Genomic DNA, 23,305 nt, shown 5'->3' with positions numbered 1-23,305 from the left:
GACGGCTAAGCTGAAAGAGACGCAGGGATTGATTGGGAGATTAACTGTGGCCTGTATCCGGTTTATCAACGAGGACAAGGAAGTTATTGCTGCGGAGGGCGCCAATCTGCGCATCAAAGCCATCGAGAACGGCATTGATATCTACAAAACGATGGCGAAACTGCTTAATTGTGGTGGTAGTGGTCAGTGTGGCACCTGCTTAGTTGAAATTGAGTCCGGCGCCGAGAATTTGTCAGAGCGAACCCCCTTTGAAGACCAAAAGCTCAAGAAAAAGCCCGCAACTTATCGATTGGCTTGCCAAGCACTGGTCAATGGGGATGTCGCTGTGAAGACCAAACCTCGATAAGGTATCCTGTTGGGTATTCAATTCCAGACATAGCAGCGCAGGGGAGGTCTTTGATGGAAACCAATGTTTTGGGGCTGATCGGCACCGCACTAGCTCTATTGGTGCCTACCGCCTTTCTGATTATTCTCTACGTTCAGACAGCTAGCCGCGAAAGCAAATAGCCTGTAGCAGTCGTCCTTCCACTTAGGACTGTCCTGTCTTGAACCAGCCTAAAAGCTCCAGAGAGTCGGTAGGTAGGGCTAATTTACTTGTCCGCGCTACTGGCTAGAGAATTCTGATTCAGCTAGTCGGATTCAGATTAGTTGCATTTCTTTGCTAATCTTTATTGCTTGAAAAAGCAGGGCGTGAAATACCTTTCACGCCCTGCTTTTTCGCTTTAACCTAGCGCTCCAGCTTAGTTAGGCTAGGCAGCTGTAAAGTTGGCAGTGGCAAACTCCCAGTTGATCAGGTTATCCAGGAAGGTCGCGATGTAGTCGGGTCGCTTGTTCTGGTAATCGAGGTAGTAGGCGTGCTCCCAAACATCCATAGTCAACAGGGGTGTTTGACCCTGAGCAATTGGGTTCTCAGCGTTTAGGGTCTTCGTGACTTTGAGTGTGCCGTTATCCAACACCAACCAAGCCCAGCCACTGCCAAACTGAGTAGCACCAGCGGCTTTGAATTCTTCCTTGAACTTATCGAAGCTGCCAAAGTCAGCGTTGATTTTGTCAGCTAGGGGACCGGTTGGTGTGCCACCCCCACCGGGCTTCATAGAGCTCCAGTAGAACGTGTGGTTCCAGGCTTGAGCACCATTGTTGAAAATGCCAGCCTTCGATGGATCTTTGAAGGATACCTTAATCACTTCTTCAATCGGGTGCTCAGCCAGGCCCGCGTCCTGAACCAACTTGTTGTAGTTAGTCACATAAGCAGCGTGGTGCTTGTCGTGGTGAAACTCGAGCGTGCCTGACGAGATATAGGGCTCTAGAGCCTTGTAATCGTAGGGTAGAGGGGGGAGTTCGTAGGTCAATGGTCTTCCTCTCGATGATCACTATCCATCGCTTTGGACAGGCCCCCTTGGAAATCCCGTGGGGCTGCCGAACTTACGATAGCTTTTACGCTCAAAATTCTATAACAAAGAATTTACAAAGCTCTGCTTGCGGTTGGCTAATATTCAGATTGGGATTTGGAACGAGCTGGGCATTAAAGTGAGCATCTACATCTCGAATCAGGTTCACCACAGTGCTCTGCTGTTAGGATATTTGTAACGACTCAGACATAATTCGAGCCGCTTACTGAGAGCCGCCTGGCTGTTGCCCATGCTTCCTCCATTTCTTGAGAAAGTTCTAGACCGCTTCAAGCGGCTCCCGGATGACAGGACTCGTACCGAGGCCATCATCTACTACTGCAAGCGTCTTGCGCCGATGCCTGCTGAATTGAAGACGGATGAGACGAAGGTTCCGGGCTGCGTCTCTAATGTGTTCATCACCTCTGAGCTGCAAGACGGCAAGATGCACTATTTAGCTGCTGCCGATGCCCTGACGACCCGTGGTGTGGTGGCGATTCTGGTAGAGGGCTTCAATGGCCTATCCCCGGAAGAGGTGCTGAGCGTGCCACCCGAACCCTTCAAAGAGTCTGGCATTGTCCAAAGCCTATCCGCGTCCCGCGCCAATGGCTTTTACAACATCCTCAATCGCATCCGCGAAGAGGCGATGAAACATTTGGCGTCGGTCAACAGCCAGCCAAGGGCTAACAGCTAGCAGCCAGAGTTGACTCTGTTCTAGTTCCGTCTGTGCTCAGTTACCAGGGTCAGGCTCGTCCAGCCACCTCTGGTGTCATAGCTGCGTACCATGCGCTGGCGAATATTGTATTGGCGCAGCCAACCAGCCTCTAAAAACAGCGGTTGTCCTACTTTTACGCGCAAAGGAGTGGTGGACGAAGCCCCATCTGGCAGCAATAACACCTGGATGGGCTGGGAGCCCTGCTCAAAGCGCAGTATATTGCCCTCGATTCTGGCGGTGGAATTGATTTCCCCACCTGGATAAGTCAACTGCTGGCTCAGCTGATCACCCTCCCGTTCGAGTCGCAACTTGGTCGGATAGGTCTCTGGTGAGCGTAAATCGGGGTACAAGCTAACAGCTTCTCCATGCCATTCCCCTAGCAGGTCTTCGACCCTTAGGGCAGGACGTTCTGAGACATTAGTATCCAGCTGTTTTTCTCGAATCAGGGTGAAGCCTTGAAGCTCACCGTCTGGGTTAAACAGTTGGACCAGACGCAGGCGACGCTCACCCTCAATGAAGCCAAACTCTGCTCCGAACTCGGCAAAAGGAGCTAACTGAATTGATCCTTGAGAAAAGGCGCCATTTTCGAAGAACAGTGTGGCCCGATTGAGTGAGCTGTATTCAAAAACTTTATCTTGTGGCTCTAGTTTGCCCGCCGCATCAGGTAAGAATCGCCGCACTGTTTGCCGGATGGTGTTGTTGTCATTTAAGCCCTCTAGGCTAACCAGGCTGGGGATGTCCTCCAGAAGTTCTGCCTGCGCCGAGAGACGCATAAAAGAGCCCTGCCATTGCCCCAGATTCTGGAGCAGACTTTCCCATTGAGTTCGCATGTGATTACAAGAGAATATTCTCAAACATTTAATCGCCTCGCTGTCAGTATGGTTCTTGGTTTTTTGAGAAGCAATCTTAATGACAGGATAGGCTGTGCTCTATTAGGTAGGACAAGTGACGAGTTCGGGCACCTCCTGATATTGATGATGTTGAGTCCAAACCAATTCATGATTGCTAGCGGAAGTGTCTTAAAAGTATCTAAGTGCAGACCAACTCAGTTGCGCCTGTTTTGACCCTGCAGGAGTTGTGGGGATTACTCACTGTGCACTAGGGCGCGAAGAAGTTAGCTAAGGCAACGACCATCCAGGTGCCTTGGACCTAAGTCTTGAATTCAAGAACTTTGAGATAAAAACTAGAGCAGATAAAAACTAGGTCAGCTTGAGCTAGACCGGTTGAACTGGGGGATCTTACTTGCCAGTCATAATCCATTCGCCCTGCCAATCTTCACTGGGCGGATTGGCTAGGAAATATTGGCAACGGTCTAGATAAAGCTTTACTGTTTTGTCTTCTGGACAGAGTGGTTGGGCCTGTTCAAAGGCCTGAATGGCTTGATCAAACTGTCGCCGAAGATAGAGCTGGCGGGCATCAAAATAGGCATCTAAAAAGACAGCGGGTTTGCTTAAGGGTTCTCCAGGAGCGCCAAGCAATTCGTAGATGGTAACGGCTTGGGTTTTGCCCTTCACAACTAACCGGTCTAATTCGCGAACCTGAACAATGTCTTTGCAGTCTTGGTAAGTGTACTCACTCAAGACAATGTCACAGCCATAGTTTTTGCTGGCACTTTCTAAGCGAGAGCTGAGGTTGACTCCGTCCCCAATCGCTGTGTATTGAGTTCGCTTCTGAGAGCCAATGTCACCAGAAACCACCTCACCGGAACTCAAGCCAATGCCGATTCGAATTGGGCATTTACCAGCTTGAACCCGTTCCTGGTTAAACTCTCGAAGATGCGCTCGCATGCGCAGTGCAGCCTTAACGGCTCTGCAAGCATGGTCTGCCATTGCCAGAGGCGCTCCAAACACTGCCATCACTGCATCGCCGATGAACTTGTCGAGCGTTCCCTCTTCCAACATCACGGCATCAACCATGCGATCGAAGTAGGCGTTCAGCATTGAAACCACTTCGTCTGGTCCCATCGTCTCGGTCAGCCGAGTGTAATCCCGAATATCCGAGAACAGAACGGTCACGGTGCGCCGCTCCCCTTTCATCAGGGCATCTGCGCCTTGCTTGAGGAGTTGATCGGCTACACTCTGGCTCACGTAGCGTACCAGAGCCGTTTTCATCCGCTTCTCCTGGCTGAAGTCCTCCATTACGACTAGGCCACCGCGCACGCGACCTTGAGTCGTTTTCAATGGGCTAAGCGTAACGTGGACACTACGGGTGCCTAAGGTTTGCTCAGGGTGATATTGACGGATCCGGGTGTCGGGATCGGCTGCAAACCAGGTATCGAGGATGGTGCTGACTTGACCATCATTGGTTCGTAACTCAATCACTTCAGCGATCGATAGACCGATTGTGGTCTCATTCTTTAAGCCCAGCAACTCTGAAGCACTGGGATTAACCGTTTCGATATAACCCTGCTTGTCGGTCGAGATCACTGCATCAGAAAGGCTGCCCAGGATATCGAGTTGGTACTGCTTCTCTTGCTTAATAGTCTCAAATAGTTGAGCGTTCTCTAGAGCCACTCCAGCCTGAATACTAAACGTGGACAGTAATTCTTCATCCGCATTGGTAAAGGGACCGTTCTCTTTATTGAGTAATTGAGTTACAGCAACAACTTTTTTTCTGCCATTCTTAGTTTGAGCAGTAGAGCTAAAGACTGGCATACATAAGATATTGCGCGTGTGGTAGCCCGAGCGATTATCAGTAGAGGGATCAAAACGGCTATCGGCATAGGCATCAGCAATGTTGAGAGTTTCACCGGTAGATGCCACATGACCTGCAATTCCCGCATTGTGAGGAATGCGGATTTCAAACAGATTACCAGCTTGGTCGCGCGCTCTGGGTGCCCATAGTTGCTGATGCTCTTCATCAAGCAAAAACAGTGTCCCCCGATCGGCTTTCATTAGCTTGCGGGCTTCTTCAATCACCGTGTCCAAGGTTTTATTCAGGTCCAATCCCTGCTGCGAAAGGGACAGGGTTGCCTGCATCAAGGCTTGGAAGCCGCGCTGTGCTCGCGCAGCCATATAAAACGCCTGACAGCTCTCTAGAATGACCCCAATTTTGTGGGCAAAAGAACTGAACTCTTCTTCATCTTCTTGAACGAAATAATCATCACCAATTTTATTGATCAGCTGAGCAACAGCTACTAAACCCGGCACCGGATGAGAATCAGGCTGATTGGCTTCCCCCGGCACGTTCAGCACATCTGGATCCGATTTGCTGAAGATGGGCATGCATAAAATACTGCGCGTCTTAAAATTATGTTTATCGTCAATCTCGCGATTAAATCGGGGATCACTATAGGGATCGGTAATGTTTAGACAATCTCCTGTACAAGCTACATAACCAGCGATCCCAGCATTGTAAGGAATTCGAATGCCATCAGTGGTGCCCTCAGCAACTTTAGAAGTTAGTTCGCCCCGCTCTCGATCTACTAGAAAAATTGTGACTCGCTCAGCCTTGAGAATTTTGCCGATTTTGAGCGTGAATGCTTCTAAGATCTGCCCTAATAAATTATCAAGTTCTTCATGGCCGATGAATTCAATTGCCCGTTGAAAATGTTCCAGTTCGCGGGTCATCTGGTCCAAGATTCCAGCAAACTCTGTACTAGGAAGCTGGCTGATCTTCTCGTTAAGCGTCAGACTGCCATAAGCACCTTGACTGAAGCTGACAAGCGAACCACCCGGATACAAAGTAGACATGGTTGGGGTAAGCGCTCACGATAGGGCGTAGGTAGATACAATTTTGAGCAGCGCTCCAGGGGGCTACCTGCTCAAAGTCTAGCGACTAGCGACTGGCTTGAGTGAATGCCCCCGTGTCTGAAGCAATGACTGCCCATGCAAGTCAGAGCCCCCTTACACAGAGACCTGATCATCATCGAAAGGTTTCCCGTCTGGCGCCTGCTTGCGCCAACCTTCCCTCTGCTTTGAACCATTTAGACTTTCTCCGAAATCATCTCAACGAGCTGCGAACCAGCCTCTTACTTTGGTATGCCGAGCAGGGTCGGGATTTGCCCTGGCGACGCACCCGAGATCCTTATGCGATCTGGATCTCCGAAATCATGCTCCAGCAAACTCAAGTTAAGACTGTAATTCCCTACTACGAGCGCTGGCTCCAAGCCTTGCCCACTGTGCAAGATCTGGCTACCGCCGATCTTCAAACCGTGCTCAAGCTCTGGCAGGGGCTAGGTTACTATGCTCGGGCTCGAAATCTCCACCGTTGTGCCCGAGTGCTGGTTGCACAAGGTGGTGAGTTCCCCAAAACGCTTGCCGACGCAGTCGCACTCCCCGGTATCGGTCGCACTACGGCAGGGGGTGTTCTAAGTGCAGCCTTTAACCTACCCGTCGCTATCTTGGATGGCAACGTCAAACGGGTTCTAGCTCGCCTGTTGGCACTAGAAGTGCCCCCTAGTAAGGCCTTGAACCAGCTTTGGACCTTGTCTGAGAGCCTGCTAGATCCTGAACGAGCCCGCGACTTCAATCAGGCTGTGATGGACCTGGGCGCCACGATCTGCACGCCTCGCGCTCCAGCCTGTCTACTTTGCCCTTGGAGACGTTACTGTGCTGCGTACAATGCTGGAGTGCAACAGGAGATCCCAATGAGCGAAGCCAAACCTGAACGTCCTCACAAGCGCATCGGCGTTGCCGTGATCTGGAAAGGTGACCAGATTTTGATTGACAAACGCCGCGCTGAGGGTCTTCTAGGGGGACTCTGGGAATTTCCAGGTGGCAAGTTGGAACTCGGAGAGACGGTGCAAGAATGCATCCACCGTGAGATCCAAGAAGAACTAGCTATAGACATTGCTGTAGGCGACCACCTGATCACAGTGGAGCATGCCTACACCCACTTTTCCGTTAGCCTGATGGTCCACCACTGTCGCTATTTGGGCGGGGAGCCTCAACCGCTCGAATGCGAAGAAATTCACTGGGTCAGCTTGGCAGACCTAGATCAATACCCCTTTCCGAAGGCGAACTTACAAATTATCGAGGCACTGCGCCAACACGTTGCCTCCGTCCCTTAGCCACGTAAACTGAGTACGTTTGTTACAAACGCCGTTACAAATGGGCTCTATCAAAGCCGACTCCTCCCCCCTTGCACCACAGGGCGATCAGCTCCAAGTGCTACTGGATATCGCAACTGAAGCAGCGTTGAGCGCAGGTGCGGTCCTTCAGTCCTATTGGGGAGAGCTACGTGAAATCGAGGACAAAGGTAAACCTGACAATATTGTCACCGAGGCAGATAAGGCGGCAGAAGTTGAGGTACTGCGGGTGCTTGAGCGACATGTACCCGACCATCAAATTTTGGCTGAGGAATCAGGTAGCCTTGGCAATGCTGAAAGTCCTTTCCTGTGGGCTATCGACCCTCTAGATGGCACTACTAATTTTGCCCACCAGTATCCCTTCAGCGCTGTATCTGTAGGACTGCTATTTCAGGGAGAGCCTCTGGTTGGTGTGATCTTTGACCCCTTCCACAACGAGCTATTTCGGGCAGCAACAGGCTTGGGAGCAAGCTGCAACCGTCGTCCAATTCAGGTTTCTCAAACCCGTCAACTTGAGCGCAGCCTGCTCGTCACAGGCTTTGCCTATGACCGCCGCGAGACGGTAGATAATAACTACGCTGAGTTCTGCCATTTCACCCATCTGACCCAAGGCGTTCGTCGCGGTGGTTCTGCCTCGATTGACCTGGCTTATGTAGCTTGCGGTCGTCTAGATGGCTACTGGGAGCGGGGTTTAGCCCCCTGGGATATGGCAGCGGGGGTAGTTCTGGTTCGAGAAGCAGGCGGACTGGTCAGTGCTTATGATGGCGGCGTTTTGGAGCTAGGCACTGGCCGCATCCTGGCTAGCAATAGGCACTTGCATCAGCTTATGAGTGTGGAGCTTGGCAAAGTCAGACCACTGACTCAGAACTTTCCTTTTGAACCCTGACCAAATCGACTCAGGTTGTCTGACTCAGATTGACATTGATCAAGCTTGACGGTACCTGTAAGACACTGTTACAAACCATAACTTCACTGTTGGGCTGGGAGTTTAACCACGATGTTGCAACGCTTCAAGCGCCGATCTGCTCTTCTGCTGCCAGTCCTTGCGTCTCTGACCCTATTTGGGGGTGGACTGACGGCCTTGGCCTTGATGTACAACCTGGAGGCAAACGCCTCTGATAACAGCTTGGAGGCCGTGGAGCGTCGTGGTTACTTGCGCGTTGGCGTCGACGCCTCAATTGGAGGGGCATACATGTTTTGGAATCCTACAACTGAGTACTACGACGGCTTTGAGTGGGACATTGCTCAGCAGTTAGCCCAACAGCTTGGGGTTCAAGTCCGCCCTGTGAATATTCCCTGGACCGACCAGCTTGAGGCGCTACGCCGTAATCGCGTTGATCTGGTTCTCAGCGCCCGAGAACGAGGCAGTATTGCTAACCGTGAATTCACGGATTCCCAAGCCTACTACCGTAGCCCCCAACGGCTGCTAGTGCGAACCGAAGATGCCCAAAAGCTGACCAGCTTGCGCAGCCTAGTCGGCAAGCGCTTAGGTGTTGTTGCTGACAGTGGCGGAGCGGCTGTGGTAGAAACGTATAACCGCAACCGGGGGAACGCAGTTCGTCTATTCTCTTCTAGAGACATGGAGCGATTGCTTAGGCTACTGACCAATCGTCGAATTGATGCCATCCTGATAGATGAGCCGGTTGCAGCTTGGCAGGTCCAGCAAAGTCAGGGGCAAAGGGGAGCTAGACTGGCAATGGTGGGTCGCCCTCTGTTACCTGTTGATTTAGTCGGGGTGTTGGAAAGCAAAGACCAGGCCTTGAAGGCTGCTGTCGATCGGGCGATCGATCGCATGCGTCAGGTAGGTACACTAAAATCAATTCTCCAGCAATGGAATCTGTGGGACAGCACATCATCAACAGCACCATCCGAATCGAGCGCGGGCTCCCGCAATTTGACGTCCCTGACCACTATGCCGTCCTGGGACTTCCAATCACATCGGATCCTGCTCGTATCCGTAAACGTTACCTGAAAATTGCCAAGGGTCTCCATCCCGATAGCTTTGGCTCCAGTGATGCGGCTACGAAGGACTTTGCTAGCCAACTGTTTTCCAAGTTGGTCAGCCCAGCCTACCAGGTACTGACCAATGAGCGTGAGCGGACCGAGTATGGCGCCATGATGCGCCTGTTAGCGCAGCGGCTTCAGCGTGATCCCTCTGGCTTGCTAGTCCGCAGCGAAGCGGCTCTTGAGCTGCAACGCCTAGCCCAACGTAGCAGCATTATTGATAACCCTTACGAAGAGGCAGTCGGTACAGCTTCTAGTAAGCTTTACGACTCACTAGACACTGCCCTTGAACTAGTGGCCAATCTGAGTGAACTCAATTTGGTCTTTCTGCTATCCCGTGAGGGGACGCCCGCTGTCCGCTCCTCTAACAAGCAGGATCTAGACCAGCCGCCCGTTCCGGTGAAGTCGGAAAGAGTGAACTACGCCAGCCGTCACTTCGAGAGAGCCAAATCTTATATTCTTAAGCGGCAGTGGCAGGAAGCAGTGCAAGAACTGCGTGATGCCCTCAAGATAGAGCCGGAGAACAGTGCCTTCCACGCTCAGCTTGGCTTTGTGTATATGCAACAGAGCTTGGCGGGCATGGCCCGTATTAGCTTTCAAAAGGCTCTGCGCATCAATCCAAACGAGCCCTTAGCCCTAAAGCATCTGCCTGACGTTAGTGGCGGAACTACCTCCCGGTCTAGTGCGGCAGGCACTAGCGCGAAGGGAAAAACCACGCCCCGTAAGGGTGACTCAGGCAAAGGTGGTGGCCTGTTTGGTGGTCTATTCGGTAAAAAATAATTTTGCCTGAGCAACGGCAGAGGGTGGTCAAAGCGGTAAACTAGCAAAGCCCAAGCATCGCAAGCCGCGCGAGATCTCTTCAGGTGATTCATCAACCGCCCGCCGGGAGCCGCGACCTGCTGCCCCTAGACGTTGTCCAGAAACGCTGGATCGAGCAGCGCCTCCAGCAGGTCTTTAGTGCCTGGAACTACCATCAAATTATTACGCCGACTCTAGAGCGTTTAGACACTCTGACGGCAGGGGGGGCACTGCAGTCGCACACGGTGATGCAGTTGCGCGATGGAGAGGGGCAGACTCTGGGATTACGGCCCGAGCTGACTGCCTCAATTGCCCGAGCCGCAGTCACTCGGATGGCCGGAGCCACTCTGCCACTGCGTCTCTACTACAACGCCAATGTCTTTAGACCTCTGCGTAGCAGCAGCTATCCAGGTCCTCAAGAATCTTTCCAGTCAGGCGTTGAGCTTTTGGGCGGCGGCGGACTCGTTGCCGATGCCGAAGTCTTGCTGCTGCTGCGTGACTGCCTAGAAAACCTGGGTGTGGCTCAGAGCGGCTGGTCTCTGATTCTAGGCGAAGCAGGGCTCACGCAGGCATTGCTGTCTGGATTTCCGGAGGCAGTGCGGGAGACTGTTCGGCAGGCCATTGCTGGCCTGGATCGAGTAAGCCTGGAGACAATGCCTCTAGATCCGGCATTGCGGCAGAGGGCTCTCTTCTTACTGGAGTTGCGAGGAGAACCTGCCGAGGTGCTGGCGCGGCTAGCTGCTTTAGACTTGGCACCTCGTGAGCGGGGCTTACTCAATCGTCTCAAAGCTTTAGTCGAGCTGCTAGAGGGTGTCCCCCTAGTGTTAGACCTCAGCCTGATCCAGACCTTCGACTACTACACGGGGATTGTGTTTGAGGTCGTATCCGGAACCCATCTGCTGGGGCAGGGTGGACGGTATGACCAGTTGCTAAACCTTTATGCTCCTGAGCGTGAACCTTGTCCAGGTATTGGCTTCGTCTTAAATCTAGAGGAGCTGCACAGTTGGCTCCTGGCTACTGGGCAACTGCCCGAGCGAGTTCCAATTGCCGATTGGTTGGTTGTGCCCCTAACCCCTGAGGCGTATGCCACAGCGTTTTCCCATGCTGCTCTGTTGCGGGCAGCCCAGCTACGGGTAGAGCTTGATTTGCATCAGCGTCCGCCCGAAGAAGTGCGTGCTTACGCTCGCCGTCGTCGCATCGCTAAATTAGCCTGGGTCAGCGGTCCAGACACAATCAAGTTAGAGCATGTGGAGGGGAGCGAACCGTGATTACTGTAGCGCTGCCCAAGGGTGCCCTGCTGGAAGAGAGTATCCGTCTGTTTGCCAGCATTGGTCTAGACTTCAGCGTGCTTCTAGACCCGAAGAACCGGCTACTGCAAGTCAGCGACCCAACTGGGACTGCCAGCGCTCTGCTGGTGCGCACACAGGATGTCCCCGTGTATGTCGAGTACGGTCAAGCTCAGCTTGGGGTCGTAGGTTCAGATGTTCTGCGTGAGAAGCAGCCAGGAGTTGCCCAACTGGTCGATCTAGGCTTCGGGCGCTGTCGCCTGTCGGTAGCCGTGCGGCGAGACAGTCCTTACCGCAGCGCTCTGGAACTCCCCCCGCACTGCCGCGTCGCAACAAAATTCGTTCACTGCGCTCGTCATTACTTTCAAGCACTCGATCTGCCCGTTGAGGTGGTGCCTCTATATGGCTCAGTGGAGCTGGGACCAATCACAGGTATGTCTGAGGCGATAGTTGATTTAGTCTCGACGGGTCGTACTCTGCGGGACAATGGCTTGGTGGAATTGGAGGTGCTGTTTGAGAGTACAGCCCGACTCGTCGCGCACCCCCTAAGCTATCGTCTCAATCGCGGCAATTTAAGTGACTGGGTTGATCAGCTCCGGATGAGCTGTCAATCGACAATTTCCTGAGGCTAGCCCGAGTGTGCTGCACTACAATCAGGGCATGGGCTTCCAGGAGCTGGCTTATGCTGGTATTTCTGATGAACGAGCAGCTCGTTCCCTCCCACCAAGTGTGTCAAACTTGTCTGCTGGCCAATGTCAACGGTAGTCCGCGTTGGCAAGGGGGAACTCTCCGCTGCGGTCGGGCACTGCCTAAACTGGTTGCAAGTCAACCGGATTTGTACCAGTGCCCGATGGGCTTTCAACTCACCAACGTCGATTGTCTGGAAGACTAGACCTGGGCGCCTGGTGTCTCAGGTTATCCTGGAGAAGCGAGGCTGCCTGCGAGAAGCTGCACTTGCGGAATCCAGTTCTTCAGGAGAAGTCGTTCATGGCTTGGCGCGGCACAACAACAGTTCCGGATCGAATTCTGGCCTGCTTACCCTACTTATTGCCTTTATCAGGCGCTGTGCTGGTTGGGCTTAAGGGTGGAATTTTCAATCTTCTACCGCCTGCAGTTAGCGATCCCTTATTAACCCTAGGCGGTTTGTTGGCGCCCCTATCCACTGGCTTCATTGGGCTTGCCGTCTTCTTTGCGCTGTTTCTCCTGGTTGTGCGCAATACAGACATACAGCACTTCATCCGCTTCAACACAATGCAGGCCTTGCTGATCGACTTTCTGCTGGTTGCCTGTAGCATCGTGCTGGATCTACTCAGCCAGGGTCTAGGGCAAGCGATTGTTCTGCCGATTCTCTACAACACGATATTCCTGGGTGGCATCGCTGCAATTATCTATGCAGTCGTACAGAGCTTAATAGGGCGGTATGCTGAGATCCCAACGATCTCTGATGCGGTGTACGCCCAAGTTCGCTAGATGACTCACGCCACTGATGTACTAACCCTGGCTCGCTGGTTGGCTGGAGACTTCAGTAATCAAGCCCAGGCTTTCGAGAATCCTCCTTTTTACGCTCATATTCGAGTGTGTATGCGCCCCCTGCCAGTAGAACTGCTGGGGGGTATTGGTCTTTTTGTCGAGCAAGCCTACGATTACATGCTCAATGACCCCTATCGGGTTGCCTTGCTCAAAATCATCACTGTTGAAGACCGTCTTGAAATTGAAAACTACGGTCTCAAAGATTCAACTCCTTACTATGGCGCCTCTCGGGATCTGAGCCGTTTGAGCAAACTCACCCCCGCAGAATGCGAAAAGCGTCCAGGTTGCAACATGCATGTGCAATGGACCGGACACAGCTTCAAAGGTAATGTTGAGCCAGGTAAAGCCTGTATGGTCTTTCGTAATGGCAAAAATACTTATCTAGAAACGCAGTTTGAGGTTGGTCCAGACCGATTTGTTAGTCTTGATCGAGGGTTTGATCCCGAGACTGAGCAAATGGTGTGGGGCTCAGTTGCAGGCCCCTTTGAGTTCACCCGACGCACCAGTTTTGCCCACGAGATTACTGGATAGAAAGGCAAGGGATTGGTCTCAACGGAGTGGTAAAATTTGCCCAGCTTGCTTGGATCTGCTTATAGATGCTTAAGGGAGAACGACTTTTATGCGGGATACAGTCGGCGATCTGATCAGAGGCTACGATTCCACTGGTCGCTATCTCGACCGCAACGGCCTCGATAGCCTCAAGTCCTACTTCGCCACTGGCACGGCGCGAGTCAAGGCGGCAGCGTTACTCAGTGCCAACGCGGCAACCATTGTGAAACAGGCTGGATCAAAACTTTTTGAAGAGGCCCCAGATCTCATCCGTCCCGGTGGCAACGCTTACACTACCCGCCGCTACGCCGCTTGTTTAAGAGACATGGATTATTACCTGCGCTACGCCACCTATGCTGTGGTTGCCGGTAACACTGATGTGCTTGATGAGCGGGTTCTCAACGGCTTGCGCGAAACCTACAACTCCCTGGGTGTACCCATCGGTCCGACCGTGCAGGGCATCCAGCTCATGAAGGAAATTGTTAAGGACTTGGTCAACGGCGTTAACAGCATTGACACAAGCAGTGCCAATGGCAACTTCCTAGACCAGCCCTTCGACTATATGTCTCGCGAACTGAGTGAGAAGAACATCTAGGTTTGATAATCCGGCAACTCTAGCTTGGCAAAAAAACGCCTGGATGCACTGATTGTAGACTTGGGCCTGCTACCCTCGCGGCAGCAGGCCCAACGTGTGATTCGAGCAGGCGAAGTTCGAGTCAACCAAAGCGTCGTTGATAAACCTGGCACCGAGGTAGACGAAGCTGCTCAGATTGAAGTGCGTCAACCGCCTCCTTTTGTTTCCCGAGGTGGTGAGAAGCTTCTAGGTGCCTTGCAAGCCTTTGCTGTCCTGATCCCAGGCCGCATTTGTCTGGATGGAGGCATTTCAACTGGCGGCTTCACAGACTGCCTGCTTCAGCACGGAGCAGCCCAGGTGTATGGTGTTGACGTGGGCTACGGTCAGGTGGCCTGGTCTTTGCGGACTGACCCACGCGTGATTCTGCGGGAGCGTACTAACCTGCGCTACCTCAAACCAGAGGAGTTGTATAACTCAGAAGCCCCCCGACCTGGCCTAGGGGTGGTTGATGTGTCTTTCATCTCGCTCACGCAAGTTTTAGAAGCGTTGTGGGGACTCTTAGTGGCTCCCCGTGAACTACTGCTACTCGTGAAACCCCAATTCGAAGCTGGCCGAAGTCAGGTGGGTAAAAATGGCGTTGTACGCGATCGGCAAGTCCAAGCTCAAGCGATTCGCAAGGTGCTTAGTCGAGCGCAAGAACTGGGCTGGTGCTATCGAGGTGTAGCTCTATCTCCCTTGGAGGGACCGGCAGGCAATCGGGAATATTGGCTGTGGTTACATACTGAATCTGAGTCAGCTATTCCCGACCTAGATGTTTGGATTCAAAGCGTATAAACCTGTTTTGGGAGCTTTGAAATAACAGCTCCTCCCAGTAAATAGAGGCGGACTGGGAGGATTAAATCTGCCTGTCAGGCTCTCTAAAAAATGTCGAGAATTGCAAATTGAACTATATTTTCACTGCTTAGTTTTAGGGTCGGAAACAGTTCGAAGCCAGCAGCGCTCAAGATACTGAATTTGTTGCCAATCAGGACGCTCAGCGGAATTGGGCTGCTTTACAAACAGAGGTTGGTTGAGGAACTTCCAGATTTTGTGCCAGGTATTAGAGTTCATTTCGGTATAGGAGTGGTGGAACGAAGCCCTACTGAGGCTCTTCGATTAGAGTGCCCTCGGCCCTTTCTGATCCATCACCAGTTTTAGCCCTTGATCAGGGAACTCTCAGCCTCAAGCTAGAGTTGCAAAGCACATCTTTATCTTGGACGGGCTGCATTAGGCTTTGGCTTTTCATAAGCTTTATAGTTGCTGGTGCTAGTGTCAGACATCTCTATGCTCTGAGTACAGACAAACAGTAGAATGAAGGGCTTGCACACCTTAGCTGGCTGCTTCCAAGGAGATGACCTCATGGCCCGCATGTACTACGATGCTGACGCAAATCTGGATTTACTAGAGGGCAAAACGATTGCCATTCTGGGTTACGGCTCCCAAGGGCATGCTCATGCCTTGAATTTGAAAGACAGTGGCCTGAATGTGATCGTAGGTCTCTACGAGGGTAGCCCCTCTTGGTCAAAAGCAGAGGCAGCAGGTTTGAAAGTCCATACCACTGCTGAAGCCGCTAAAGCAGCTGACTTCATCATGATCCTGCTACCAGATGAGGTGCAAAAGAGTATCTACAAAAGCGAGATCGAGCCAAATCTCAAAGCTGGGGATACGTTGGCTTTCGCCCACGGATTCAACATTCACTTTGCACAAATCTTGCCACCCAAGGAAGTCGATGTGGTGATGGTCGCTCCTAAAGGTCCAGGCCACTTGGTTCGACGGACCTTTGAGCAAGGGCAGGGCGTACCCGCACTGTTTGCTGTGTATCAGGACGCCACTGGACAAGCGCGTGATCGAGCGATGGCCTATGCCAAGGGCGTTGGCGGCACCCGTGCTGGCATCCTAGAAACCAGCTTTCGAGAAGAAACCGAAACTGACCTATTCGGTGAGCAAGCGGTGCTTTGTGGGGGTCTGAGCGCTCTAATCAAGGCCGGCTTTGAAACACTGGTGGAAGCAGGCTACCAACCGGAACTCGCGTACTTCGAGTGCCTGCATGAGGTGAAGTTGATTGTAGACCTAGTTGTAGAGGGTGGCTTGGCCAATATGCGCCACAGCATCTCTAACACAGCTGAGTACGGCGACTATACCCGAGGTCCACGCATCGTCACTGATGCCACCAAAGCTGAGATGCGCAAGATCTTGAGTGAAATTCAGACAGGGCAGTTCGCCCGTGAGTTCGTGTTGGAGAATATCTCAGGCAAAGCTGGATTCACAGCCATGCGCCGTCGCGAAGCTGAGCACCCCATTGAGGAAGTGGGCAGCGATCTGCGAGCTATGTTTAGCTGGCTGAAGAAGGTCTAAAAGAGCTCAGCTGAACCTTAGCCAATCATTGGGTTCAGGACTCTTGATGCTTGGGGCTTTGTCTGCCTGCTGAGAGTACAGGGACCCAAGCTCAAGATATTGCAGGCACCTGACTGTAGATTCATTTAAGGGTGGAGTGCCTAGCTCAAACTCTTCACTTTATGCCCCTTAGCCAGCAGCTACAGTTGGCAACCACAGGCTAAAAGCACTTCCCTTACCAGGCACACTTTTGACTTGTAAGGTGCCGCCTATCTGAGTGCTCAAATCCTGCGCGATGGCTAATCCCAGACCAGTACCAGGGATCTCGCTGTCCTGCTGGGCTCCTCGATAGTGGCGCTCAAAAATATGCTTCTGATCAGTCGTAGGGATACCAGGACCATCATCTGCCACCGTGATTACCACCCCACTGGTAAGGCTACCAGTGGCATAGATCTGGACTCGCCCGCCAGCAGGGGTGTACTTCAAAGCATTGTCTAGCAGGTTGCCCAAGACCTCCCGCAGGGCATGAGCATTCGCCCGAATATGAGGCAGATTCCCTACCAGTTGAGAGCTTAGAGCGATCCCACGTTCCTGAGCAACGGCTGCTGCCGAATCCAGTAAAGGCACGAGCACTGAGGCTATATCTAACTGTTCGAGAGGTAGAGTGTTGGCTGGTGGCAGTGCCAGGGGGCTAGGGGAAGCTTCTAGAGAATAAGGCTGCGATGATGGAGCAGAAGATGCAGTCGAGGCTTCGAACTGCGTGAGCAAATCCTGAATGTGCTCACTCTCGCGCAGAATGCTGTTAATTGAGTCGCGGTTGTTATCGTCAGGTTTCAGTCGCCGCAGTACCAGCTTAGCAAAGGTGCGCAGAGCAGTCAGAGGATTACGCAACTGATGGAGCAGGGTTGCTTCGGCCTCCCGTTGCTGCTCCTGCTCCAAATTGAGCCAGAGAGCCCGTCGGTCAAGCACACAGGCTAAGGCTAGAGTACTGGCAACCTGCTCGATTTGAGCTCGTTCCGGCTCATCCCAGGGCTTTCCCTCTCGGCGGGTCACTAGAAAGCCCAGCACTGCACCTTGATGTACGAGCGGTATTACCAACCTGCCCTGCCAACTTAGACTCATTGGCTCAGCAGCGTCTGCGGGATCCGGGTCAAGGTTTAATTCAGCCAGGGGCTCAAGTTCTTGAGGCATCCAATCAGCCGAGGTCATGGGGTCTGAAGGTGCCATCAACCGGTGTTGAGGACTGAGTGCTGCCAGCAGATCTAAGCTTTCGTCATCAGGATAGGCAACTACTTGAATTAGGTTAGGCGCCAGCTCCAGACCATTAGATGCTTCTGGATCAGCCAAATAAACTGCACTCGCAGTTGCCCCCAGACTACGAGTCAGGAGTGAGATCTGGGCCTGACAAAGGGCCAGAAATTCTTGGCTAGAAGACAGAAGCATTCCACTGATCCTAGCGTTTGTGCTCTAGGTTGCGGCTGGAGCAACTCTTACTAACTGAGCGGCTCACTTTCCAATCCACCTGCCGTCTCCAAGCTATTTGCACTTAGGTTCCCTTCTTCACTTAGCTTCAAGCTCCGGATATTGAGGTCGCGCTGCGGGAAGGGAATTTGAATCCCAGCCTCGGCGAAGGCTTGGTCAATGGCGTAATTGAGATCGCTGATCATGCGGAACTGATCCTGAGGGTTGTAAATCCAAACCAGCAACTCGAAATTAAGAGCACTATCACCAAAGGAGCGTAACCAGGCTTGAGGTACAGGATGCTTGAGAACTTGATCGTGGCCCTGAGCGACTTTCAGAAGTACCGCTTCTACCTGTCGAGTATCAGAACCGTAGGCAACACCAACCGGGATATGGATACGACAAGTAGGGTTGCGATGGCTCCAGTTGACTACCTGCGACTCAGTGAAGCGGGAGTTGGGAACGATCACTGAAACATTATCGGGGGTGCGAATGGTTGTCGCGCGCACGCTGATCCGCTCTACCGTCCCCAGACGACCATCGACCTCAATCAGATCCCCAGCTTGAATGGGCCGCTCAAATAACAAGGTCAGGCCACTAATGAAGTTGGCACTGATGCTCTGCAACCCCAGGCCAATCCCGATACCAACGGTTCCCGCTAGCAAGGCTAGAGAACTCAGGTTAATGCCTAGGCTGGGTAAGAGCACGGTCAGACCCAACACCGTGAGCAGATATCTGAGGACTGTAGCCGCCGCCTCTTGCGTTCCCCGTTCCAAACCAAGGCGATTAAGGAAGCGATCGCGGACTAGGTCGCTCAAAAAGCGGGAGCTAACAAAAACGACTAAAGCGAGGAGAACTAGAGCCAGTAGTGACAGGATTGAGACGCTAGTATCCTTGCCAACCGAGAAGTCATAGGTAAGAACTCCCCAGGCTTGATTGACCAGTTCCGCCAAAACTTGCAAGACCCGAGCGCGAGCTGGACGTAGCGGCGGCACTTGAGCCGCTGCCGTTGCTAGAGCAACCGACCACAAGTTCACTCGCAACAGCCAGATGATAATATCCTCTGCCAGTTCCAGGTAGCGTCGGGTTGGTAATGCAACCTGTGCTTCGGTGTAGCGCTCTAGTGTTCGCCACACCTGATTGAGCAGCACATTTAAACCCAGTGCAATGCCCAGTATTAGCAACGCAAAGCCGCACCCCAGGAGCAGCTCACTCATTTTCCCTCCCCCACTCTACGTCTTAACTTCAGGAGATTTGAGTAGCCTGAGTAGTCTGCCACAAATCTGATAGCCGTCATTAGCATCTAGTCGCTTAGCTAGCTACAAGAGCGATTGTTTGCAGTGAGCCAGAAAGCTACTTTGCTTTGGCACTTTACGCAGTACTAGTACATCCTGCTGAGCATTCCAGCTAGGGAACCTGCGTGGATGGGAATAGGCTACCGTTCTGGGGAAAGCTTCAGTGCAGGGGTCAGGGGCTGACTTTACACCCGATACCCTGGCTGGAGCTTAGAAATCATGTTGACGATTCTAATTGCCAGTGACCGCTCGCCCTGGAATCAGAAGACCCGTATCTGGTTACACGAGCACAACTGGCAGACGATCATGCAGACCAATGCCAAGCTTGCTTGGCAACTCCTGCTTTCGGGTAAGGCTCAAGTCTTAATTGCCGATGTGGAGTGTTTGGAGCCATTTGATGGCTATAGTTTGGCAGAGCGCTGTCGCCAGGTAGATTTTCTTCAAGATCTGCCAATTTTGCTGGTTGGGCCAGACCTGTCAATACCGCGGGTTGTCGAACTACTGACCCGCGCCGATGACTATTTGCGTTTGCCTATCGATCCAGCCGAGTTAGAGGCTCGAATCCGGGTTGCTATCCGGCGGTCTAGCCGCCTGCGCCCTGTAGGACCAAACTTGCGGCTAGATGCGATCTCCTCGACTGTGCAGATCCGCGACCAGACACCAGTGTTGCTCTCTGCTCTGGAATTCCGGCTCCTCTCTGTTCTTCTAGAAGCCCAAGGCATGCCTCTGACATCTAGCCAGCTGGCTGAACGCATCTGGGAGCATCCCCGTCCGGCCCAATTAGACCAGCTGCGTGTTCACATTTATCATCTGCGCCGCAAGCTAGAGAATGAGCCCAGTCAGCCACTGCTCATTCGCCATCTACGGGACCAGGGCTATATTTTGAATCTACAAGCTGACTTACTGCAGTCCCGTTCAGCCTGAATTTCTGAGCTGGGGTATGCATAGACTAACAAGGGATTCTCACCCTGTTGCTCGTTGGTTCTGCACTGCGACACTCATGCGTTCTCTTTCTTGGTCTGTTCACAGTTTGTTTGTAGGTCCGATTCTGCTAGCTGGTTTAGCTGCCCAAGCTCAATCAGTTCCGACACCAGCCGCAACTACGACCACCACACCCAGTGTGCTCGCGCCAGGTCTGCTTGCGCCCGACTTCATAATCGACCCCCCTGTCCCTCAACCAGCTGCCCCTCAAGTAGAAACACTGCCTGTTGAGCAACCCTTGCGTTTGGAAGTTGAGGTTAGCAAACGCCGAGTCAGCCTTTACCGAGGTAGCTCCCTGGTCAAGCGTTATCCAATTGCCGTAGGACGCCCGGGGTGGGAGACGCCTACTGGCACTTTTCAAGTAGCCCAAATCGTCCACAACCCCGATTGGATGAACCCTATGACTGGGGCAGTCATTCGAGGCGGTGACCCAGCTAATCCTTTAGGACGCCATTGGATTGGCTTCTGGACCGATGGCACCAACTGGATTGGCTTCCACGGTACCAACCGGCCTGAGTCCGTGGGCCTGCCTGTCTCGCATGGCTGCTTGCGGATGCATAACCGAGACGTTGCTGAGTTGTTCGCTCAAGTTCAAATTGGCGTCCCAGTTACTGTCCGTCCTTAAAACTTGCCTCAAAGGTCCTCAGTAAGTTCGCAACAAAATGTTAAGATTCCTGAGTGCCCTTAAGGATTTTTGATGGTGGATAGCACGGCATCTGCAGTCATCCAGTTCTTCAGCGGCTTAAACGAAGAACTCAGTGGCGTTAGCCTACGACGTTCAAATCGTACTGGCGAGCGCACCGTGCTCATGACCTTTGAGAAACTGCAGGCGTTGGAGAGGCTGAACAGCTTCACTCACGCCTCCACTAACACCATGCGCCTGCTTGACGTCGAGGGCGAGATTGAGGTTGAACCCTCTTCTGTACAGTTTCGCTTTGGCGGCGAAGAAGGCGACCAATTGCAGCGCATGGATTGCCGCTTTGAGATCAGCGATGAGCATTGGGACCGTTTTATGCGCTTTATGAATCGATATGCCGAGGCAAACGGCTTAAGCTACAGGGGTTCAACCCCGGAAGGAACCAGCCAATGAAAGTTGCTGTGACCGGTGGAACTGGCCTGGTTGGCAGTCGTCTTGTGGAACGTCTGCAGCAACAGGGTCATCAAGTGCTCCTGCTAGTTCGCAATCCTGAGCGAGCTCGACAGCTGTTTCCAAGCAGTAAGTTTGCCAATTTAGAAATTATCACCTACACGCCTAAAGCGGGAGGCGAGTGGCAGCGCAGCCTGGATGGCTGTGATGGGGTTGTTAACTTAGCTGGTGAACCTCTGTTCGGCGCCCGTTGGACAGCTGAGTCTAAGCGGGAGATTCTAGAGAGCCGACAACTTGGTACCCAGCGCTTGGTTGAAGCCATTGCTCAAGCTCAGCGGAAACCACAAGTGTTGGTCAGCACTTCAGCAATTGGCCACTACGGCACCAGCGAAACTGCAACTTTTGACGAAACAAGCGCTCCTGGCGCTGACTTTCTGGCCGGTGTGTGCAAAGCCTGGGAAGCCGAGGCTCAGAAGGTTACTGAATCGGGAGTGCGCTTAGTAATCCTGCGGATGGGGATTGTTCTAGCTCCAGGTGGAGCATTGGCCCAGATGGTGCCTCCATTTAAGTTAGGAGTTGGCGGCCCAATTGGCAGTGGCAGACAGTGGTTTTCCTGGGTGCACCGCGAGGACGCCGTCAGTTTAATCCTCTACGCCCTGACTAATTCCAAGGTCAGCGGTGTCCTCAACGCCACTGCACCAGAGCCTGTGCGTATGGTTGAGTTGTGTGATGCTTTAGGCAAGGCCGTTAACCGCCCTTCTTGGCTACCTGTTCCTAACTTTGCCCTGGAACTTTTACTGGGGGATGCCGCTCAGATCGTTTTGGAAGGCCAACGAGTGCTCCCTAAGCAAACTCAAGCTGTTGGCTTTCAATACCAATATCCTGAAATTAACGGCGCCTTGCAACAGGTTGTCAGCCAGCTGTAGATGGGGCCGCTCAGCCATCTTTAGCGTCTTTAACCTAGCTTGAACGGACTAAAATTCATTCCAGCAGAAAGGTGGCGTGCATTGCCAAGCTCGGTCAAGCTGGGCGAGTAAGGACCGTTCGCCTGTAAACTCTAGCTCCCGTGTCCAAGCCAGTTCTGAGGCTTTGCGCAGCCCACAAAATAGCTCTACCAGGTGGTCGATCGAGAGGCGTAGCACTGCTGGCTCTGGTCGAGTTACAGGATGCATACGGCCTGCGGTGAAGTTGGCTGTGACAACCTGTTCGCCTAATTCTGGATCCTGAATTTCAAAGGTCAACATGAATGGCGGCCCCTGATTAATCACTCTTAGACGAAAGGCTTCCTGTACGTCTACCAATCGCCACATAAAGCCGCCGCCAATCTCTCCAAAGCGAGGAGTTAGTCCAAAGAGTGTCTCTTTCTCAACCCGCCGTTGTTCACGCAGCAGATAGGGAAAGAGATCTTCAGGGTAGGTAGTCCACATAACTGCCTTAATTTGATCGCGCATGGCGCTCAAGAAGCCTAGGAGCCCCCAATAGGCTTCTCGGGAGACTGCTACCCACTCGCGTACTAACAATCGAGAACCTGTAGGCGGCCCATCAGGCTGATATTGCACGACCAAGTAGCCTAACAAACGCCCCTGCTCGAAATAACAGAAAATCTCGCGTCCTAGATGAGGCTTAGCGAACTGTTGCCACTGGCGCTCCTGACGGACCAGCCAGCCGTTATGTCGCAGAGCAGCTCGTTGGTATAGCTCACACAACTCAGGACCATGTTTAGCCCACTCGCAAGGCACAACACCTGTCCGCTCCGAGCCTTTGGGAAGACTGTCAGTGGCAACTGTGTACTGGTGCAATCGTCCAACCCACGCCCAACCTAACTGTCGGTAAAACCCATGCTGAAATGGGTAAAGCATAGCCAGAGGAACTTTCTGGCTATGCAACTCAGCGAGGGCGTGGCGAACCAGCCCTCTCGCTACGCCACGCCCCCGTGCTTCTGGTGACACGGCCACTCCTGCCAGACCGCCTAGAGGTAGGATTTGTCCCTCTAACACGGTGTTCAGGTCTAGAAGCTTATAGGCTCCGACTGCTCGCCCATCCGCTGCAACTGCTAACCACTGGCCCTCTAGGGCTTCAGGATCTTCTCGAAGCTGCTGCTCAATGGGTTCAGTTGCCTGCTGCGGACAAAAAGCCAAACGCTCAAGCCGCGCCAAAGCCGGAATATCCTCCACTTCAGCGCGTCGAATTGTTAGCCCCGTGGCAGGGGACCCCATCAAGGGCTCCGAACCACGAGAA

The 23,305-nt window shown here is 52.8% G+C and carries 26 protein-coding genes; 19 read left to right on the top strand and 7 right to left on the bottom strand.

Translation table 11 applies throughout. The features are described 5' to 3' along the window. The first annotated feature begins 46 nt into the window (after positions 1–46). Positions 47–346, top strand: coding sequence for a 2Fe-2S iron-sulfur cluster-binding protein (locus tag H6F94_RS27840; protein ID WP_190805516.1), 300 nt, complete (start codon positions 47–49; stop codon positions 344–346). A 53-nt stretch (positions 347–399) separates the two neighbouring features. Then, positions 400–507, top strand: a complete 108-nt coding sequence (gene psbM / locus H6F94_RS27835; protein WP_190805515.1) for a photosystem II reaction center protein PsbM — start codon at positions 400–402, stop codon at positions 505–507. A gap of 242 nt (positions 508–749) precedes the next feature. Here psbM and H6F94_RS27830 read toward each other — a convergent pair whose 3' ends face one another. Continuing rightward, on the bottom strand, positions 750–1,349 hold the full coding sequence (locus tag H6F94_RS27830) for a superoxide dismutase (protein WP_190805514.1): 600 nt from the start codon (positions 1,347–1,349) through the stop codon (positions 750–752). Between the two features lie 289 nt (positions 1,350–1,638). On the opposite strand from H6F94_RS27830, the gene H6F94_RS27825 reads away from it, so the two are divergent. After that, on the top strand, positions 1,639–2,079 hold the full coding sequence (locus H6F94_RS27825) for a SufE family protein (RefSeq protein WP_190805513.1): 441 nt from the start codon (positions 1,639–1,641) through the stop codon (positions 2,077–2,079). A gap of 20 nt (positions 2,080–2,099) precedes the next feature. Here H6F94_RS27825 and H6F94_RS27820 read toward each other — a convergent pair whose 3' ends face one another. Together H6F94_RS27820 and H6F94_RS27815 are read right to left on the bottom strand one after the other, a co-directional pair. Next, positions 2,100–2,930 (bottom strand): DUF3598 family protein, encoded by an 831-nt coding sequence (locus H6F94_RS27820; protein WP_190805512.1) that lies wholly within the window; start codon positions 2,928–2,930, stop codon positions 2,100–2,102. Positions 2,931–3,338: 408 nt separating this feature from the next. Continuing rightward, positions 3,339–5,792 (bottom strand): GAF domain-containing protein, encoded by a 2,454-nt coding sequence (locus H6F94_RS27815; RefSeq protein ID WP_190805511.1) that lies wholly within the window; start codon positions 5,790–5,792, stop codon positions 3,339–3,341. A gap of 224 nt (positions 5,793–6,016) precedes the next feature. On the opposite strand from H6F94_RS27815, the gene mutY reads away from it, so the two are divergent. The 11 genes from mutY (at position 6,017) to H6F94_RS27765 (ending at position 14,704) form a co-directional block, all read left to right on the top strand. Further along, on the top strand, positions 6,017–7,111 hold the full coding sequence (mutY, locus tag H6F94_RS27810; protein ID WP_242041443.1) for an A/G-specific adenine glycosylase: 1,095 nt from the start codon (positions 6,017–6,019) through the stop codon (positions 7,109–7,111). A 40-nt stretch (positions 7,112–7,151) separates the two neighbouring features. Beyond that, positions 7,152–8,015 carry an inositol monophosphatase family protein gene (locus H6F94_RS27805; protein ID WP_190805509.1) on the top strand — a complete coding sequence of 288 codons (864 nt, stop codon included), beginning with the start codon at positions 7,152–7,154 and terminating at the stop codon, positions 8,013–8,015. A 111-nt stretch (positions 8,016–8,126) separates the two neighbouring features. Further along, positions 8,127–9,101: an ABC transporter substrate-binding protein gene (locus tag H6F94_RS32665; RefSeq protein ID WP_242041442.1), complete on the top strand. Its 975-nt coding sequence runs from the start codon at positions 8,127–8,129 to the stop codon at positions 9,099–9,101. Continuing rightward, the gene (locus tag H6F94_RS27800; RefSeq protein WP_313949403.1) at positions 8,984–9,913 is read left to right on the top strand and encodes a J domain-containing protein; all 930 of its coding nucleotides are present in this window, start codon (positions 8,984–8,986) and stop codon (positions 9,911–9,913) included. Before H6F94_RS32665 ends, H6F94_RS27800 begins: the two co-directional genes overlap by 118 nt. A gap of 83 nt (positions 9,914–9,996) precedes the next feature. After that, the gene (locus H6F94_RS27795; protein ID WP_190805507.1) at positions 9,997–11,199 is read left to right on the top strand and encodes an ATP phosphoribosyltransferase regulatory subunit; all 1,203 of its coding nucleotides are present in this window, start codon (positions 9,997–9,999) and stop codon (positions 11,197–11,199) included. Beyond that, a complete protein-coding gene (hisG, locus tag H6F94_RS27790; protein WP_190805506.1) occupies positions 11,196–11,843 on the top strand; it encodes an ATP phosphoribosyltransferase in 648 nt (215 codons plus the stop codon). Before H6F94_RS27795 ends, hisG begins: the two co-directional genes overlap by 4 nt. Positions 11,844–11,899: 56 nt before the next feature. Next, complete coding sequence (locus H6F94_RS27785; protein WP_190805505.1) at positions 11,900–12,109, top strand: hypothetical protein; 210 nt, start codon at positions 11,900–11,902, stop codon at positions 12,107–12,109. Positions 12,110–12,204: 95 nt separating this feature from the next. Further along, a complete protein-coding gene (locus tag H6F94_RS27780) occupies positions 12,205–12,687 on the top strand; it encodes a Tic20 family protein (RefSeq protein ID WP_190805504.1) in 483 nt (160 codons plus the stop codon). After that, positions 12,688–13,278, top strand: a complete 591-nt coding sequence (locus tag H6F94_RS27775; protein WP_190805503.1) for a chromophore lyase CpcT/CpeT — start codon at positions 12,688–12,690, stop codon at positions 13,276–13,278. A gap of 88 nt (positions 13,279–13,366) precedes the next feature. After that, the gene (gene apcB / locus H6F94_RS27770; protein ID WP_190805502.1) at positions 13,367–13,891 is read left to right on the top strand and encodes an allophycocyanin subunit beta; all 525 of its coding nucleotides are present in this window, start codon (positions 13,367–13,369) and stop codon (positions 13,889–13,891) included. Positions 13,892–13,915: 24 nt separating this feature from the next. Continuing rightward, positions 13,916–14,704 (top strand): TlyA family RNA methyltransferase, encoded by a 789-nt coding sequence (locus tag H6F94_RS27765; protein ID WP_190805501.1) that lies wholly within the window; start codon positions 13,916–13,918, stop codon positions 14,702–14,704. A 120-nt stretch (positions 14,705–14,824) separates the two neighbouring features. On the opposite strand, the gene H6F94_RS27760 is transcribed toward H6F94_RS27765, so the two are convergent. After that, on the bottom strand, positions 14,825–14,980 hold the full coding sequence (locus H6F94_RS27760) for a hypothetical protein (protein ID WP_190805500.1): 156 nt from the start codon (positions 14,978–14,980) through the stop codon (positions 14,825–14,827). Between the two features lie 288 nt (positions 14,981–15,268). On the opposite strand from H6F94_RS27760, the gene ilvC reads away from it, so the two are divergent. Then, entirely contained in the window at positions 15,269–16,264 is a 996-nt protein-coding gene (gene ilvC, locus H6F94_RS27755; protein WP_190805499.1) for a ketol-acid reductoisomerase, read from the top strand. A gap of 168 nt (positions 16,265–16,432) precedes the next feature. Here the strand turns inward: ilvC and H6F94_RS27750 are convergent, their stop codons facing one another. Together H6F94_RS27750 and H6F94_RS27745 are read right to left on the bottom strand one after the other, a co-directional pair. Then, complete coding sequence (locus H6F94_RS27750; protein WP_190805498.1) at positions 16,433–17,686, bottom strand: sensor histidine kinase; 1,254 nt, start codon at positions 17,684–17,686, stop codon at positions 16,433–16,435. Positions 17,687–17,736: 50 nt separating this feature from the next. After that, positions 17,737–18,921 (bottom strand): mechanosensitive ion channel family protein, encoded by a 1,185-nt coding sequence (locus tag H6F94_RS27745; protein ID WP_190805497.1) that lies wholly within the window; start codon positions 18,919–18,921, stop codon positions 17,737–17,739. Positions 18,922–19,218: 297 nt separating this feature from the next. On the opposite strand from H6F94_RS27745, the gene H6F94_RS27740 reads away from it, so the two are divergent. From H6F94_RS27740 to thyD, 4 genes are all read left to right on the top strand, one after another. After that, positions 19,219–19,923, top strand: a complete 705-nt coding sequence (locus H6F94_RS27740; RefSeq protein ID WP_190805496.1) for a response regulator transcription factor — start codon at positions 19,219–19,221, stop codon at positions 19,921–19,923. Positions 19,924–19,999: 76 nt separating this feature from the next. Continuing rightward, the gene (locus tag H6F94_RS27735; protein ID WP_190805495.1) at positions 20,000–20,605 is read left to right on the top strand and encodes a L,D-transpeptidase; all 606 of its coding nucleotides are present in this window, start codon (positions 20,000–20,002) and stop codon (positions 20,603–20,605) included. A gap of 72 nt (positions 20,606–20,677) precedes the next feature. Beyond that, positions 20,678–21,070, top strand: coding sequence for a photosystem II reaction center protein Psb28 (gene psb28, locus H6F94_RS27730; protein ID WP_190805494.1), 393 nt, complete (start codon positions 20,678–20,680; stop codon positions 21,068–21,070). Further along, positions 21,067–21,993 carry a thylakoid membrane protein ThyD gene (gene thyD / locus H6F94_RS27725; protein ID WP_190805493.1) on the top strand — a complete coding sequence of 309 codons (927 nt, stop codon included), beginning with the start codon at positions 21,067–21,069 and terminating at the stop codon, positions 21,991–21,993. Before psb28 ends, thyD begins: the two co-directional genes overlap by 4 nt. Positions 21,994–22,041: 48 nt before the next feature. Here the strand turns inward: thyD and H6F94_RS27720 are convergent, their stop codons facing one another. Then, on the bottom strand, positions 22,042–23,283 hold the full coding sequence (locus H6F94_RS27720) for a GNAT family N-acetyltransferase (protein WP_190805492.1): 1,242 nt from the start codon (positions 23,281–23,283) through the stop codon (positions 22,042–22,044). Positions 23,284–23,305: the final 22 nt, after the last annotated feature.

It is taken from the genome of Leptolyngbya sp. FACHB-261 (assembly GCF_014696065.1).
Lineage (GTDB): Bacteria > Cyanobacteriota > Cyanobacteriia > FACHB-261 > FACHB-261 > FACHB-261.
This window is presented reverse-complemented; position numbering and strand designations above follow the sequence as displayed.

Coding starts and splice junctions, on each gene's coding strand:
- psbM (WP_190805515.1), top strand. CDS start 400: ATGGAAACCAATGTTTTGGGGCTGATCGGCACCGCACTAGCTCTATTG.
- H6F94_RS27825 (WP_190805513.1), top strand. CDS start 1,639: ATGCTTCCTCCATTTCTTGAGAAAGTTCTAGACCGCTTCAAGCGGCTC.
- H6F94_RS27820 (WP_190805512.1), bottom strand. CDS start 2,930: ATGCGAACTCAATGGGAAAGTCTGCTCCAGAATCTGGGGCAATGGCAG.
- H6F94_RS27815 (WP_190805511.1), bottom strand. CDS start 5,792: ATGTCTACTTTGTATCCGGGTGGTTCGCTTGTCAGCTTCAGTCAAGGT.
- H6F94_RS27805 (WP_190805509.1), top strand. CDS start 7,152: ATGGGCTCTATCAAAGCCGACTCCTCCCCCCTTGCACCACAGGGCGAT.
- H6F94_RS32665 (WP_242041442.1), top strand. CDS start 8,127: ATGTTGCAACGCTTCAAGCGCCGATCTGCTCTTCTGCTGCCAGTCCTT.
- H6F94_RS27785 (WP_190805505.1), top strand. CDS start 11,900: ATGCTGGTATTTCTGATGAACGAGCAGCTCGTTCCCTCCCACCAAGTG.
- H6F94_RS27780 (WP_190805504.1), top strand. CDS start 12,205: ATGGCTTGGCGCGGCACAACAACAGTTCCGGATCGAATTCTGGCCTGC.
- H6F94_RS27775 (WP_190805503.1), top strand. CDS start 12,688: ATGACTCACGCCACTGATGTACTAACCCTGGCTCGCTGGTTGGCTGGA.
- apcB (WP_190805502.1), top strand. CDS start 13,367: ATGCGGGATACAGTCGGCGATCTGATCAGAGGCTACGATTCCACTGGT.
- H6F94_RS27760 (WP_190805500.1), bottom strand. CDS start 14,980: ATGAACTCTAATACCTGGCACAAAATCTGGAAGTTCCTCAACCAACCT.
- ilvC (WP_190805499.1), top strand. CDS start 15,269: ATGGCCCGCATGTACTACGATGCTGACGCAAATCTGGATTTACTAGAG.
- H6F94_RS27750 (WP_190805498.1), bottom strand. CDS start 17,686: ATGCTTCTGTCTTCTAGCCAAGAATTTCTGGCCCTTTGTCAGGCCCAG.
- H6F94_RS27745 (WP_190805497.1), bottom strand. CDS start 18,921: ATGAGTGAGCTGCTCCTGGGGTGCGGCTTTGCGTTGCTAATACTGGGC.
- H6F94_RS27740 (WP_190805496.1), top strand. CDS start 19,219: ATGTTGACGATTCTAATTGCCAGTGACCGCTCGCCCTGGAATCAGAAG.
- H6F94_RS27735 (WP_190805495.1), top strand. CDS start 20,000: ATGCGTTCTCTTTCTTGGTCTGTTCACAGTTTGTTTGTAGGTCCGATT.
- psb28 (WP_190805494.1), top strand. CDS start 20,678: ATGGTGGATAGCACGGCATCTGCAGTCATCCAGTTCTTCAGCGGCTTA.
- thyD (WP_190805493.1), top strand. CDS start 21,067: ATGAAAGTTGCTGTGACCGGTGGAACTGGCCTGGTTGGCAGTCGTCTT.
- H6F94_RS27720 (WP_190805492.1), bottom strand. CDS start 23,283: ATGGGGTCCCCTGCCACGGGGCTAACAATTCGACGCGCTGAAGTGGAG.